This is a genomic window from Paraliobacillus zengyii (assembly GCF_003268595.1).
In the GTDB taxonomy this organism is placed as follows: domain Bacteria; phylum Bacillota; class Bacilli; order Bacillales; family Amphibacillaceae; genus Paraliobacillus_A; species Paraliobacillus_A zengyii.
Genome location: NZ_CP029797.1, coordinates 820,605 through 833,878, shown reverse-complemented (window position 1 = coordinate 833,878; position 13,274 = coordinate 820,605). Strand labels below are relative to the sequence as shown.

Genomic DNA, 13,274 nt, shown 5'->3' with positions numbered 1-13,274 from the left:
CCAAATTAAAAAACGCAATACTTCGTTGTAAATCAACGAAACACTGCGTTGTACACATATGTATGGAGCGGGTGAAGGGAATTGAACCCTCGACATCAGCTTGGAAGGCTGAGGTTTTACCACTAAACTACACCCGCATTATAAATTGTTCTTTTTCTTTAATCTATACCCACAAATCATGTCCCTGTATCTTCTAGCTTATTCAGTGATGATTCATGCTTCGGGACAACTCGATGTTAATTCATGAAGCTTATGCTCGTGGCTGAGGTTTTACCACTAAACTACACCCGCATTTTTAAATGGGACTCCAAAAATTCATTGTCACATAATCTGTCGCTGTTTGAAATGATGTTTTCTATTATACCTACCTAAATTTATGAATGCAACCCCTTCTTGCTAACTTTGACTATTTTCTTTGTAAAATAACAATTATTATCATTTGTTTATTTACATGCTTAACTTTAAACAATTAATTCTTTGTAAAATTCCAGAATACCTCTTGACTTTATTTCCTTAAAGAATATAATTTGCCTTAAGGAAACTTTTTTAGTTTAACACATAAAATTTAAGCAAAGCTAATTTATAAGGAGGAGTTTAAATGAAAAAACGCTTAATTGTTAGTATAGGATTCCTTTTAGTTGGACTATTTGGATGCTCTACTCAAGATGAGGAAACAATTAATAAATCAGAAGAACCACTAAAAGTAGTCACCACCATCGCACAAATTGCAGATGCAGTTGAAAATATTGGAGGAGAACATGTAGATGTAACAAGCCTTATGGGTCCTGGTGTTGACCCCCATTTATACAATGCAGTTCAAGGAGACATCCAAACACTGGATCAAGCTGATATCATCTTTTATAACGGACTTCATTTGGAAGGCCAAATGGGGGAAATCTTTGAACAAATGGAACAAGATAAAACAACTACACCAGTGTCAGAAAACATTCCCGAAAGTAAATTATTAAGTGATCCAGAGAGCCCTACTATCACTGATCCTCACGTCTGGTTCGACATATCGATGTGGTCATATAGTGTGGAGGCAGTACGTGATGATTTAATCAATATCGATCCAGACAACGAAGAAAGCTATAGTCAAAATGCCGCTGACTACTTAGCTGAGTTAGAAGCGTTAGATATCTACGCAAAAGAACGTTTTGAAGAAATCCCTGAAGAAAGTAGAGTTTTAGTAACAGCTCATGATGCTTTTAATTATTTTGGCAAAGCTTACGGATTTGAAGTGGTCGGTTTACAAGGTTTAAGCACCGAATCCGATTATAGTGTGAATGATGTCCAAAAAATTATTGATCTATTAATTGATAGAAATGTAAAAGGTGTTTTTGTTGAGAGTAGTGTCTCTGACCGTTCTATCAACGCAGTCGTTGAAGGCGCAAAAGAAGCAGGTCATGATGTCTCCATTGGTGGAGAATTATATTCTGATGCTATGGGTGAAGCTGGAACTGAAGAAGGTACGTATGCAGGAATGTTTAAACATAACGTTGATACGATTGTAGAGGCACTAAAATAAAGGAGGTATATGAAAAATGGATGCTTTAACAATAAATGGCCTGAAAGTCTTGTATGATAAACAACCCGCACTTGAACATGTTTCTTTTCGTGTACCAGTTGGATCACTTACAGGTATTATCGGTCCAAATGGGGCAGGTAAATCAACATTAATTAAATCAATATTACGCCTCATTCCTATGCAAGCAGGCGATGTACAAGTTTTTGGGAAATCTTATGCACAACAAAAGCAACTAATCGGTTACGTTCCACAACGAAGTGAAGTTGATTGGGATTTCCCGACAAATGCACTGGATGTTGTCTTAATGGGCAGATATCGTGAAATTGGATTCTTCAAAAGAGCAAAAAAGAAAGAAATAGATTGGGCACGAACATGTCTAGATAAAGTTGGTATGTTAGATTATGCACAGAGACAAATCAGTCAACTTTCAGGTGGACAACAGCAACGGGTTTTCTTAGCACGGGCACTTGCTCAAGATGCGACAATTTACTTTATGGATGAACCTTTTGCTGGAGTCGATGCTGCAACAGAAAAGGCAATTATAAAATTAATGAAGGAATGGAAAGATCAAGGAAAAACAGTTCTAGTTGTCCATCATGATTTACAAACAGTTGAAGATTACTTTGATCACGTATTGTTGCTTAATAAAACTCCAATCGCATACGGTGAGACACAATCAGTTTTTACCTTAGATAACTTAGAACAAACATATGGCGGGAAAATATCATTCTTACAAAAGACTCCAATCGTACTTCAGGGAGGATTGTAAGATGTGGACTGAAGTTGTCTCGTTGTTTTCAAGTGCAAATGTTCAATGGGTTTTAATGGGCAGTTTATTATTGGGATTTGCAAGTGGCATGATAGGAAGTTTTGTTTTGTTAAAAAAACAAAGTCTTATCAGTGACGCTATGGCACATGCTGCACTTCCCGGTGTCTGTATTGCTTTCATTATATTTCAAGAAAAATCGATGCCATTGTTATTAATAGGTGCTGCTATTACAAGTTTGCTAGCTACACAAGCTATTCAGGTTATTATCAAGCACTCTAGAATAAAGACAGATGCAGCAATAGGTATCATTATTTCGGTATTCTTTGGCTTTGGAATTGTTTTATTAACATATATTCAACAAAACTCTAGTGGGAATCAAGCAGGATTAAATTCATTTATCTTTGGGCAAGCTGCCTCTTTAATTAAAAGCGACGTTCAATTAATTGCTGTTAGTTCCCTTTTATTAATGATTGTTACCACTTTTTGTTTTAAAGAGTTTAAGATAAGTATTTTTGACCCATCATTCGCACGTGGGATAGGTATACCTGTAAGCTTCTTTAATGGCGTTTTACTTTTTCTTATTGTCGGGATTGTTGTGATTGGAATTCAAATGGTAGGTGTCGTATTAATTGCGGCCTTATTAATTACTCCTCCATTAGCTGCTCGATATTGGACTGAAAATCTGAGTGTTATGGCTTGGTTAGCAGGAATATTTGGGGGTATCTCCGGGATGGTTGGTGCAAGTATGAGTACAGTTATAAGTGACTTACCAACTGGACCTATGATCGTTTTAAGTGCCTCCTTTATTTTTTTCATTAGTTTGTTATTTGGTAAGCGTAAAGGCATTTTACTAAAGGGGTTGAGAATAGTATGACCTATACATTTTGGATTGTTCTTACAGGCTGCCTTGTAGGACTAACTTGTGGGGTAACTGGTTCCTTATTAGTCTTACGAAAAATGTCTATGATTGCAGATGCAATTAGTCATACTGTCCTTTTAGGAATTGTCGGTGCATTCTTTATTACACAATCCTTAAATGGCATTCCAATGCTGATTGGTGCAGCTATTGTTGGTTTGGTAACCGCATTTTTAGTAGAAGCATTGGATAACTCAGGCGTTCAGTCCGATGCAGCAATCGGCGTTGTCTTCACCACATTATTCGCTTTAGCTGTTGTATTTATTTCCTTTATTGGTGATCAAGTGCACCTTGATACACAACATGCTTTAATGGGAGAAATAGCTTTTGTACCGTGGGATACTGTTCAAATTAACGGTAATGATTATGGGCCCAAAGCAGTTTGGATGCTAGGCAGTGTTTTAGTGATAAACTTCATATTAATCGGTTTATTCTATAAACAGATTAAAACTTCTACATTTGATCCACAGTTTGCCACGTTAATCGGGGTACCCGTTGTCTTTATGCACTATTTACTAATGACAATGGTTTCTTTATCGACTGTTGCTTCATTTGATAGTGTAGGTGCAATACTTGTCGTTGCCATGTTAATTGTACCTGGTGCAACTGCTTATCTGTTAACAGACCGCTTCTTAAATATCTTAATACTAAGCGGAGTAATTGGTGTTGTATCTGCATTATTAGGATATCTAGGAGCTGTCTATTGGAATGTTTCGATTGCGGGTTCAATGGCAACAGCAGTTGGTATCTTATTCGCTCTTGCTTTTTTCTTTAGTCCGAAGCATGGTATTTTATTTAAAACTTGGCATAATCGTTCGAAACGTAAAGAAACGACAATACAAAACCATTGAAACTATCGTAAAGCGTGAGAGTTAGTAAACTCTCACGCTATTATTATAAATTTTTGTTATAATAAACTTTACTAAATTAATGAATAAGGGAGTTGATAATAATGATTGATAATCCGATGATCCTGACCCAGACTGGATTAATAAATAGTACACAATTGCATTATCCATTCGAAGAACGCGGCTTACAATTCGGGGATGGCATTTATGAAGTAATTCGCGTTTATAATGGAGATTGTTATTTGCTTTCAAAGCACATCGATCGTTTATTTCGTTCAGCAGAAGCAATTAAGCTAACTTTACCTTTCACCAAAGAGCAAGTACGAATTGAGTTAAAACAACTAGTAAAGGTTAATCAATTAACTACTAACGGGAAAATTTATTTGCAAGTAACACGCGGATCGGCAAAACGTGATCATATTTTCCCAGCAGTTGAAGCGAATTTCTATGCCTATGTGGAGGAATTAGAACGTCCCGTTGAAAAGCTTCAATTTGGTGTGAAGGCAATTACATTACCTGATATCCGTTGGCAAAACTGTTATATTAAAAGTTTGAATTTATTACCAAATGTTATGGCTAAACAAGAAGCGTTTGAACAAGGATGTTTTGAAGCGATATTACATCGCGATGGAATCGTAACAGAATGTAGCTCTTCGAACGTATACTTAGTAAAAGACAATATAATTTATACACATCCAGAAACAAATCAAATATTGCATGGATGTGTGCGAGATCGAATAAAGACATTCATTCACGCTTTAGATATGGAATTAGCTGAAACTGCGTTCGTAACGGATGATTTAGCCTATGCAGATGAAGTTTTTTTAACGAGTAGTACAGCTGAAGTGATGCCAATTGTTGAGGTAGATCAAACAGAGATTGGAAATGGACAACCTGGATCGATAACACGAGCATTACAAGCAGCCTACCAACTAGATGCTGGCCTTATTTCTTCTCTACTTAAGTAAAAAGGAGCAGACTATGCGAAAAATAATGATAATTGGAAGTGGTGGTTCTGGTAAATCTACACTCGCTAAAACTTTAGGAGAAATTCTAGATATACCAGTTTACCATTTGGATGCTTATTTTTGGAAACCTGGTTGGAACCCGATTGAAAGATCCGAGCTAGCTAGATTACAAGAAGGGTTTATAACGCAAGATAGATGGATTATTGACGGAAACTATAGTGCGACAATGGATATACGGCTACAAGCTTGCGACACGGTTATCTTTCTCAACTATTCTACATTACGGTGTCTTTATGGTATTACTAAAAGAAGAATTCAATATCAAGGTAAAACAAGACCCGACATGGGTAAAGATTGTCCAGAGAAAATAGACTTAGAATTTTTTCTCTGGGTTGCTAGATTTAAAAAAGATAAACTACCATCAATTCGAGAACGCTTGAATAGTGCTCAGCATGCCCAATTATTAGAATTCACTTCTCCAAAACAAACAAAAACTTTTCTCACTAAAATATCCAAATAGTTTACTTTTAGTATATACGGGTAAGTTATGAAGTATAAAGGAGTGTGAAAATAAATGATTTGGACTATTATAGGAATTTTATTACTAGCATGGATACTTGGGTTTGCATTTGAAGTTGCAGGTGGCCTTGTCCACATTCTACTAGTAATTGCTTTGGTTGTATTTATTGCCAAAATGTTGCGTAGATAGTGAATTTAATAAAGGAAAGTCTTGAGCGATCAAAGTTTAATCTTTTATGCCTTGATCGCTCACTTTCTTTTGTTAAGCATTTAATTTATTATATGTTTCTAACCATGTTTTTGCCATTAATAGATTACCAACATCATTCATATGCACTCCATCTATTGTGAGCTCATGCTCATTGTTAGCTTGTAAATAAGTAAGAAAAGCTTGATGTGTTGGGACAACTATAAGATTAAATTCAGTTGCAAGTTTAGCAATAATTTGTACATACGCTTGTAGTTTTTTATTACCTTCAGATTTTATTTCTTCTCCAATAACTGTTGGCTCCATAATAATAATCGTTGCATTTGTTTCTTTTAATGTTTTTAGCAAAAGCTCTCGATAAATCAATTCAAATTTCTCTGGCATAACTTGTTCTATTTCTGGTTCATCAAGTTGTCTCCAAACATCATTTATTCCAACAGAAATAGATAATATGTCTGGCTGAAGATCAACTACATCTTGTTGCCAACGGTTAGCTAAATCTGTAATTCGATCTCCACCAATTCCGCAATTAATTATTTCAGGGAAATCTTGTGGATCGCTTACTAACAAATAGTCATAAATATATTTTACGTAACCAGTTCCTATATTGTCTAGACCCTGTTCTTTCCCCCATTCTGTAATACTGTCACCTATAAATACAATCCTTTTATTCATCATTTTCTTCCTCCAAGTTAATTTATATTACAAGTAAGCGTTACCATATATTATGACACATTATATGGTAAAAAGGATACCATATAATTTCAATCACTTTTACTTACTATTACAAACAGTGATTATTGACTTATTTTTTCCAGTGTTTTTGGCTTGATATAACGCTAGGTCAGCTTGTTTAATTAACCCCTCTACTGTAAAGCCTTTACACTTTGGAATGACCACCCCAATACTTGAACTCATGTGAAACATCCGCCCTGCTATTTCCCAAGGTTTTGAAATTTCTGATTCGATTCGTTCAACTACATGTACTACATTTTTATCCGCTTCTATTTCTGTTAATAAAATGAGAAATTCATCCCCGCCCATCCGAGCTACTATGTCCATCTCTCGAGTGGAAAATTGCAAACGACGTCCAAATTCAACTATCACTTCATCTCCAGCATCATGACCCATTTCATCATTTATCTTTTTAAAATCATCTAAATCAAGTATCATAACAGCAAATTCTTTTTCATTTCTCTCATAAGAAGCAAGTAGTTTATATAAATGATCTTGAAACAAACGTCGATTCGGTAAATTTGTTAAAAAGTCACGATATGCTAATCTTTTTAAACTATCTTCATATCGTTTTCTAACTGTAATATCTCGGCCAACAGCAACCATATGCTTTAGTTCACCATTTTGTGAGAATACTGGTTGTCCATTTAGTTCAAACCAAAGCCATTCCTTTTCACTATTCATTACTCTAAATTCAATAGAAAATGAAAATTTATCCTTAATAGATTCTGCTAATGCCTTTTCAACTAGAGGCTCATCAGCTTTATGAACTAAATGTAATAATGACTTACCAATAAAAGCTTGTGAAGGGAAACCGAGAACAAATGTATGTGAGGGTGACGCATAAATTATCTTCCCACACTTATTTACTAGCGTAATTAAATCATAAGAATTCTCCGTAATAAGACGAAACTTTTCTTCGCTTTCAATTAAATTCTCTTTCGCCCTATGCTCTGTTGTCATATCCTTTATAATCGCATAGACGCCGTTAATTGTATCTTTTAAAATAATAGGTGCTAATTTAACCTGTAAAAACGCCTCTTTCACATAAGCTGTAGATAGGATCGTTTCAAAATAAGTTGGTTTTCCTCTAATTGCCTCAGCAAATGCTTGTTTAACTTTATCTTTATCCTTTTCAGCAATAAGTTTAAGCATCGAAATACCTTTTAAACTTCCTGGTTTCTTTCCAGTAAGGTGTTTAAACACATGATTTTCTCGCATTAATTTACCATTCAAATCTAAATGGAGAATGGCATCTGGATTGTGTTCAAATAATGATTTATAGCGTTGCCGACTAATCTTTAATTTTTCATCTGATCTTTCTCTATTCAGTTCTGCCCGTTTTAGTTGCGTAATATCACGTGTTACAGTAACAACTCTTACAACCTTATCGTCAACAATTAATGGGGTTAAGGTATTTTCACTAATTTTTTCTTCTCTATTATTCGAATGGAAATTGTCTTCATATGTAAGTGGTTTTCTTCCTTTGACTACTTCTCTATATTTTTCGTATAAGAATTTTGTAAGATTATGTGAGTTAACATTAGCTATTTCCTGTCCAATTACGTCTGATTTATAACCAGTCATTAACATCGCTCGCTTATTAACAAACTCATAGTAAAAATATTCTAGATCGTCACTGACACGCATTACAAACACCATATCCTGTATTCCATTTAAAACATCCTGGTAACATAGTTGATCGTAGTTCAAGTAGCTAACCCCTTTATAAAAAAATATTCAAATAGTAATTTTTACCTATATCAATTATAACACTAATAATCAGATAACTACATTATAGTATATTGAAAATACCAAAAAAAATCCTTGGCTTTTAACCAAGGATTTTTTTGATATTATTTTTTGAATTTATGAAAGATAACTTTCACAACTTCCATCATAATTACTGCACCAATAGCTAGTCCAGTTGCAATAATCCAATCATTCCAACCAAATGTTGTTGGAATAGCGAAAATATCACGCGTGAACGGTAAGATTGTTAGGCTATACAAAGCGAAACAAAGAGCTACAGCACCAAGTACATATTTATTCGTTAATAGACCAACACCAAAAATTGTTTGTGTATTTGATCTAGCGGCAAACGTTTGTAGGGTACGAGATAAAATCAACGTCGTAAATGCCATCGCTACACCCATTTCATCGGAATGTTGTAAACCAATAAAGTGAGAAATTATTACCGCAATACCAATCAAGGTTCCACGTGTCACAACCGACCGCATTGTTCCACCTGCAAAAATCCCTTCATCAACACGACGCGGTTTTCGTTTCATTACATCTGGTTCTGATTTTTCCATACCTAGCGCGATTGCTGGTAATGAATCATTTACAAGATTAATGAATAAAAGTTGTAACGCTGTAAATGGATTTGCCCATCCGAATATAACAGCAAATAATATAGCAATAATCGCACCTAAGTTTCCAGCAAATAAATAACCTATTGCTTTTTTGATGTTATCAAAGACAGTACGACCTACACCAACTGCACTAACAATTGATACAAAATTATCATCTGTTAGTATCATTGCAGCAGAGTCTTTTGCTACATCTGTTCCACTTCCCATTGCAATACCAATATCGGCTTGTTTTAGAGCTGGTGCGTCATTTACCCCGTCACCTGTCATCGCACTAATTTGGTCTTTATTCTGCCATGCGCGAACAATCCGAATCTTATTTTCAGGAGATACACGAGCATAAACAGAAATTTTTTCTAATTTTTCATTCAGTTCTTCTTCTGATAAAGCATCTAGTTCCTGTCCAGTTAAGGCAATGTCATCCTCATCCATCAGACCAATTTGTCTTCCAATTGCTTCTGCTGTCGTCTTATGATCGCCAGTAATCATAACCGTTTTAATACCAGCTTTTTTCGTTTGTTCAATTGATCCAAAGACAGCATCCCGTGGCGGATCCATCATTGCCGTAAGACCGACTAAAACTAAATCATATTCATCATCAAGTTCTACTGTATCTTTATCTTGATTAAATCGTTTATAACCGTAAGCTAATACACGCAATGCTTGTTTAGAATAATCTTCATTCGCTATATGCAGTTTTTCTTTCCATTCGTCTGTTAGTGGTTGTTCTTCGCCGTTAACTAAGATATAGCTTGCACGGTTGAAGACAACATCAGGTCCACCTTTTGTTAGCATCAATTTCTCGCCTTTAATCGTATGAAGTGTAGACATCAGTTTACGATCAGAGTCAAAAGGTAATTCTGCTTCCCTCTTATACGTATCACGCAATTCTTGATAATCTTGATTATTCTTATTAGCAAAGTTTATTAACGCAACCTCTGTTGGATCGCCAACTTCTTTTCCATCATTATTGATGTATGAATCATTACAAAGAACTGCAATATCAACTAATAGACGTTCTGATTCATTCCAATTAGTTGGACTTTCAGGAAGATGTTCTTTTTCACCATCTCCAGGAATAAAGTAATCTGTAATCGTCATCTTGTTCTGTGTTAATGTTCCTGTTTTATCTGTACAAATAACACTTGTAGAACCGAGTGTTTCAACGGCAGGAAGCTTTCTGATAATCGCATGTTGCTTTGCCATTTTATTCGTTCCTACAGATAAAACGATTGTTACAATCGAGCTAAGCGCTTCTGGAATTGCAGCAACAGCTACTGCTACTGCAAACATCAAAGCATTTAATATTTCTGTTGTTACATCAACATTTTCATCACCTAACCAAATACGTGCTGCTTGTATAGCAAAAATGGCAACGGATAATAGTAAGATTCCAATTCCTAATTTTTTACTAAATACGTCTAATTTACGCTGAAGTGGTGTTTGTTTTTGTTCGGCTGTAGATAGTAAAGTTGCTATTTTACCGATCTCAGTTTTCTCGCCTGTACCTGTTACAACAAAAGTTGCACGTCCGTATACCACAAGGGAGCTACTAAATACCATATTTGTTCGATCACCTAATGCGGATTCTTCCTCAATTACGCCTACCGTTTTTTCGACAGCTTCTGATTCACCAGTAAGCATTCCTTCATTTACTTTTAAGGAACCATTATCTAAAATGCGGCCATCTGCTGGAATGAAATCACCAGCTTCTAAGTATACAATATCTCCTTGAACTAATTCCCTAGCTGGAACAGTTTGTTTCGTTCCATTTCGCATAACTTTTGCTTCCGGTGCAGACATATCCCTTAAAGCATCGAGTGAACTTTCTGCTTTCTTAGTTTGCACAACACTAATTATTGCATTCATTATTAAAACAAATACAATGACGATTGTTTCAACAACCTCACCTAGTAACAGCTGCACACCTGCTGCAACCAATAAGACAATTACCATGGCATCTTTAAATGTTTCTAAGAATAATTTCCAAGTCGGTACTTTTTCTTTATCTTCAAATTCGTTATAACCATCTCGTTCCACCCGCTGTGTTACTTCTGCTGATGAGAGTCCTTCTTCCGTTGCTTCAACTTCTTTTAGAACAGTATCTTTATCTGCACGATAAAATTCCATTTGTTTTATCATCTCCTCTTAAATCTACTAGCTTTTAGTTAAGTGCTATTAATAAATTGCTATTTCTAATATCCTTTTCCAAAATACTGCTATTTCCATCATTAGCCCTATTAGATATAGTTTAAACCAAAACTGCAGATTAAAACCAATAAAAAAAAGACCTTTACCGTTTGTAAACACAAACGATAAAGGTCTTGCTAACAACGTCGGTTGCCAACTATGCCGGAGATTCTTCTCGTAATGACGACATAATTGTAGCAGCTACTCCCCTTTAATATTAAATTCATCATACGATTAATAGAAATACTTGTCAAGTTATATTTTCACTATAAAGCTTGTTACATAAACAGCAGTCCCCTGAATACTGACAGCAAGTTCTGCCTGCTTTTTCTTGACATATACATGAACACGCCCGTCTTTATTCATTTCTAATCCTTGCTCGACGATTAAATTAAATTCAGAGCTAGCTGGTGCGACATAGGTAGCATAGTATGCACCCATTACACCTGATGCAGTACCTGTAACAGCATCTTCTTTTGTTCCTGAAAAAGGTGATGAAAAATGACGTGCATGCATTGTAGCTTTTGCATCATGTGTTTCGAAACAAAACGGATGAACAGAGACACGTGGCATCTCATTTAAAATCGCTGGGAAACGATTATTATCCGGATTCATCTCTACAAAACTAGCTAACTTTTTGATTGGAACCAGAAGTGTCCATGTTCCCGTATTGCCATATACAATTGGTAAGTCGTGATCAATATCTTCTACTAATAGTCCCATTGACTCTGCTAATTCTTGTTTTGAACCATTGAAGTCTTTAAACTTCGGTGCTATCTGTTCCATCTTTATATATATTCTTTTAGCCGATGGATCATCTACTATATAAATCGGTAAAATACCTGCTTTTGTTTCAATTGTAATGTCTACTTTGTCTTTCAAGATGCCTTTTGTTTGTAAAGCATAGATGGACGCAATCGTCGCATGACCACATAAAGGCATCTCATGACCTGGTGTAAAAAAACGCAAATGATAATCCGCTACTGAAGATGGCCCTACAAACACAGTTTCATTAAAACCTACTTCAAGAGCAATTTTTTGCATATCCACTTCTTTTAGACCTTCTGTATCTAACACCACTCCTGCAGGATTTCCCTTATTCTTTTCAGAACTAAATGCATCATAATGATAAACTGTTACAGGTTTCATCTCTTTCCTCCTTGATCATTAATATTATATACCGAAAGAAGTATATATTTCCCTAGATATGAACCTTTACTAATAAGATTCATCCCACTTGTTTTCCTTTGTATTTAATCCGTAATTCCAATCCTTTCATTGCTTCTTCTACCATATGATGTTCCACTTCAAGCTTCAATTCATTTAAATCAAACGTATCGAATAGAGAAATATCTCTTTCTATTGTCGCAAGCTCTTTACTAATAAAAACAGATTCTTTCCCGTCAGTTAATTTCTTCTTATACCGATTGAATTTTGGATCTAAACCATCTAATTGCTCAAATAATTGCTCGACATTTAAATATTGCTGAATTAACGGAAGTGCTGATTTCGCTCCGACTCCTGGACATCCTGGAATATTATCACTTGCATCGCCTAATAATGCCTTGACATCAATCCACTGACTTGAATCAATTCCATATTCCGTTTGAAAATGATCGATAGTATAGAGTGTTTCTTGCCGTTTTTGTGCAATGATTTGCGTTGTTTGTTTATCTAATAACTGTAACAGGTCCTTATCGTTACTATAAATAAGACAGTGATTATCCGTATCATTGGACCATTTTGTTGATAACGTCCCAATAACATCATCCGCTTCATACGGTGGGACGACCAGTTGTGTTATGCCAATAGCCTCCAGAACACGTGTTAATGTTTCATATTGCTGGATAAGTGGCTCAGGTAATGCATTACGACTAGCCTTATAAAAGTCGTATTTTACTCTTCTACTTGTTTCTTCACGCTTTACATCCCAAGCAATCGCGAGGTGACTAATATCATGTTGATCAATCAAGTTAAACAACTTTTGAAAAAATACACGTAGTGCGTTTGTATAGATACCGTCACTTGTTTTAGTTAGATCTTCTTCTGATTTGTTATATGCTGTAGCGAAATAGCCTCTACTTAATAGATTAAATCCATCAACTAATAATAACTTCTCTTTTAACATCCTTATCTCCCCTTGTACGCTTAACATCTATACTATTGTAACATTTGAACTTATCTTTGAATAAGGAAAATAGCAATATTCAAGCATCTTGCG

At 35.3% G+C, this 13,274-nt stretch carries 12 protein-coding genes and 1 tRNA gene; 7 read left to right on the top strand and 6 right to left on the bottom strand.

Features of this window, described 5'->3' with window-relative positions:
* Positions 1-63 precede the first annotated feature (63 nt).
* Positions 64-137: transfer RNA gene (locus DM447_RS04160), tRNA-Gly, on the bottom strand.
* 461 nt (positions 138-598) lie between these two features.
* Between DM447_RS04160 and DM447_RS04155 the strand changes: the two genes are divergently transcribed.
* The 7 genes from DM447_RS04155 (at position 599) to DM447_RS04125 (ending at position 5,738) form a co-directional block, all read left to right on the top strand.
* Positions 599-1,528 carry a metal ABC transporter solute-binding protein, Zn/Mn family gene (locus DM447_RS04155; RefSeq protein ID WP_112180024.1) on the top strand — a complete coding sequence of 310 codons (930 nt, stop codon included), beginning with the start codon at positions 599-601 and terminating at the stop codon, positions 1,526-1,528.
* Between the two features lie 16 nt (positions 1,529-1,544).
* Entirely contained in the window at positions 1,545-2,297 is a 753-nt protein-coding gene (locus DM447_RS04150; protein WP_112180023.1) for a metal ABC transporter ATP-binding protein, read from the top strand.
* 1 nt (position 2,298) lies between these two features.
* Positions 2,299-3,171, top strand: coding sequence for a metal ABC transporter permease (locus DM447_RS04145; protein WP_112180022.1), 873 nt, complete (start codon positions 2,299-2,301; stop codon positions 3,169-3,171).
* Positions 3,168-4,064 (top strand): metal ABC transporter permease, encoded by an 897-nt coding sequence (locus DM447_RS04140; protein WP_112180021.1) that lies wholly within the window; start codon positions 3,168-3,170, stop codon positions 4,062-4,064. Before DM447_RS04145 ends, DM447_RS04140 begins: the two co-directional genes overlap by 4 nt.
* A 101-nt stretch (positions 4,065-4,165) precedes the next feature.
* Positions 4,166-5,029 (top strand): D-amino-acid transaminase, encoded by an 864-nt coding sequence (dat, locus tag DM447_RS04135; RefSeq protein WP_112180020.1) that lies wholly within the window; start codon positions 4,166-4,168, stop codon positions 5,027-5,029.
* Positions 5,030-5,042: 13 nt separating this feature from the next.
* Positions 5,043-5,549, top strand: a complete 507-nt coding sequence (locus tag DM447_RS04130) for a DNA topology modulation protein (protein WP_112180019.1) — start codon at positions 5,043-5,045, stop codon at positions 5,547-5,549.
* A 54-nt stretch (positions 5,550-5,603) separates the two neighbouring features.
* A complete protein-coding gene (locus DM447_RS04125; RefSeq protein WP_112180018.1) occupies positions 5,604-5,738 on the top strand; it encodes a lmo0937 family membrane protein in 135 nt (44 codons plus the stop codon).
* A gap of 72 nt (positions 5,739-5,810) precedes the next feature.
* Here the strand turns inward: DM447_RS04125 and DM447_RS04120 are convergent, their stop codons facing one another.
* The 5 genes from DM447_RS04120 to DM447_RS04100 form a co-directional block, all read right to left on the bottom strand.
* Positions 5,811-6,434, bottom strand: coding sequence for an SGNH/GDSL hydrolase family protein (locus DM447_RS04120; protein ID WP_112180017.1), 624 nt, complete (start codon positions 6,432-6,434; stop codon positions 5,811-5,813).
* Positions 6,435-6,530: 96 nt separating this feature from the next.
* Positions 6,531-8,204, bottom strand: coding sequence for a sensor domain-containing diguanylate cyclase (locus DM447_RS04115; protein ID WP_112180016.1), 1,674 nt, complete (start codon positions 8,202-8,204; stop codon positions 6,531-6,533).
* A 143-nt stretch (positions 8,205-8,347) separates the two neighbouring features.
* On the bottom strand, positions 8,348-10,993 hold the full coding sequence (locus DM447_RS04110; protein ID WP_112180015.1) for a cation-translocating P-type ATPase: 2,646 nt from the start codon (positions 10,991-10,993) through the stop codon (positions 8,348-8,350).
* 315 nt (positions 10,994-11,308) lie between these two features.
* Complete coding sequence (locus DM447_RS04105; RefSeq protein WP_112180014.1) at positions 11,309-12,202, bottom strand: PhzF family phenazine biosynthesis protein; 894 nt, start codon at positions 12,200-12,202, stop codon at positions 11,309-11,311.
* A 79-nt stretch (positions 12,203-12,281) separates the two neighbouring features.
* Positions 12,282-13,181: a 5'-3' exonuclease gene (locus DM447_RS04100; protein ID WP_112180013.1), complete on the bottom strand. Its 900-nt coding sequence runs from the start codon at positions 13,179-13,181 to the stop codon at positions 12,282-12,284.
* Positions 13,182-13,274: the final 93 nt, after the last annotated feature.

What these genes read in the sequence shown, in the direction of transcription:
- DM447_RS04155 (WP_112180024.1), top strand. Translation starts at nt 599, where the DNA reads ATGAAAAAACGCTTAATTGTTAGTATAGGATTCCTTTTAGTTGGACTA.
- DM447_RS04150 (WP_112180023.1), top strand. Translation starts at nt 1,545, where the DNA reads ATGGATGCTTTAACAATAAATGGCCTGAAAGTCTTGTATGATAAACAA.
- DM447_RS04145 (WP_112180022.1), top strand. Translation starts at nt 2,299, where the DNA reads ATGTGGACTGAAGTTGTCTCGTTGTTTTCAAGTGCAAATGTTCAATGG.
- DM447_RS04140 (WP_112180021.1), top strand. Translation starts at nt 3,168, where the DNA reads ATGACCTATACATTTTGGATTGTTCTTACAGGCTGCCTTGTAGGACTA.
- dat (WP_112180020.1), top strand. Translation starts at nt 4,166, where the DNA reads ATGATTGATAATCCGATGATCCTGACCCAGACTGGATTAATAAATAGT.
- DM447_RS04130 (WP_112180019.1), top strand. Translation starts at nt 5,043, where the DNA reads ATGCGAAAAATAATGATAATTGGAAGTGGTGGTTCTGGTAAATCTACA.
- DM447_RS04125 (WP_112180018.1), top strand. Translation starts at nt 5,604, where the DNA reads ATGATTTGGACTATTATAGGAATTTTATTACTAGCATGGATACTTGGG.
- DM447_RS04120 (WP_112180017.1), bottom strand. Translation starts at nt 6,434, where the DNA reads ATGATGAATAAAAGGATTGTATTTATAGGTGACAGTATTACAGAATGG.
- DM447_RS04110 (WP_112180015.1), bottom strand. Translation starts at nt 10,993, where the DNA reads ATGGAATTTTATCGTGCAGATAAAGATACTGTTCTAAAAGAAGTTGAA.
- DM447_RS04105 (WP_112180014.1), bottom strand. Translation starts at nt 12,202, where the DNA reads ATGAAACCTGTAACAGTTTATCATTATGATGCATTTAGTTCTGAAAAG.
- DM447_RS04100 (WP_112180013.1), bottom strand. Translation starts at nt 13,181, where the DNA reads ATGTTAAAAGAGAAGTTATTATTAGTTGATGGATTTAATCTATTAAGT.